General features: G+C 70.3%; 1 protein-coding gene. It reads left to right on the top strand.

Annotation, left to right across the window (positions count from 1 at the left end):
• Window positions 1-1,165: non-ribosomal peptide synthetase (locus H505_RS0133355; RefSeq protein ID WP_026405403.1), on the top strand; the 1,165-nt coding region annotated here is incomplete at both ends.

Here is a 1,165-nt window from a genome sequence, read left to right as displayed (position 1 = left end):
GTGGCGTTCTGCCTGGACGAGGCGTGGCGTGACGATGTCGTGGAAAGCGTGCTGGTGCAGGCGAACCATGCGTTCGATGCGTCGACGTACGAGATCTGGACGCCGCTTCTGCACGGTGGCCGGTTGGTGGTGGCGCCGGACGGCGATCTGGACGCCGCCGAGCGCGGACGGCTGATCGCCGAGCACGGTGTGACGAACGTGCATGCGACGGCGGGTTTGTTCCGTGTGCTGGCGGAGCAGTCGCCGGAGATCTTCGCCGGTGTCCGCGAGGTGTCCACGGGCGGCGACGTCGTCTCCTCCACGGCCGTCCGGAACCTGCTGGACGCCCACCCGGACCTCACCGTCCGGACGACCTACGGCCCGACCGAGACGACGGCATTCGCCACGCATCTTCCCTTCGTGGCAGGCGACGACGTCCCGCCCACGGTGCCGATCGGGACGCCGATGGACAACATGCGGGCGTACGTCCTGGACGAGTCCTTACGCCCGATGCCGCCGGGTGTGGCCGGTGAGCTGTACCTCGCCGGGCACGGTGTGGCGCGCGGGTATGCCGGACGTGCGGCGCTGACGGCGGAACGGTTCGTGGCGAACCCCTTCGAGGGCTCCGGGCGGATGTACCGGACGGGTGACCTGGCCCGCTGGAGGTCGGACGGACGGTTGGAGTTCGGGGGGCGTGCCGACGAGCAGGTGAAGATCCGGGGCTTCCGGATCGAGCCGGCCGAGGTGGAAGCCGTCCTGACCGCCCACGACGACGTGCACCAGGCCGTCGTCATCGCCCGCGAGGACACCCCCGGCACCAAGCGGCTCGTCGCCTACATCATCGGAAACCCCGGCGACGGCGGCTCCGACCTGCGCGAGTTCGTCGCCGCCCGCCTCCCCGAGTACATGGTCCCGGCCGCGTTCGTCCCGCTCGACACGCTTCCCGTCACCCGCAACGGCAAGGTCGATCGGGCCGCCCTTCCCGCCCCGGACTTCGCGGGTCTGGCCGGTGATCGGGCACCGGCGACCCCGACCGAGGAGGTCCTGTCGGGACTGTTCGCCGACGTCCTCGGCTTGGACCGGGTCGGGGTGGACGTCTCGTTCTTCGAGCTCGGTGGTGACTCGCTCCTGGCGATGCGGTTGATCTCTCGTGTGCAGGCGGTGCTGGGTGCGGAGATCGGCATTC

Source organism: Actinomadura rifamycini DSM 43936 (assembly GCF_000425065.1).
GTDB lineage: Bacteria > Actinomycetota > Actinomycetes > Streptosporangiales > Streptosporangiaceae > Spirillospora > Spirillospora rifamycini.
The sequence above is the reverse complement of the archived record's forward strand: the minus strand, read 5'-3'. Positions and strand labels throughout refer to the sequence as shown.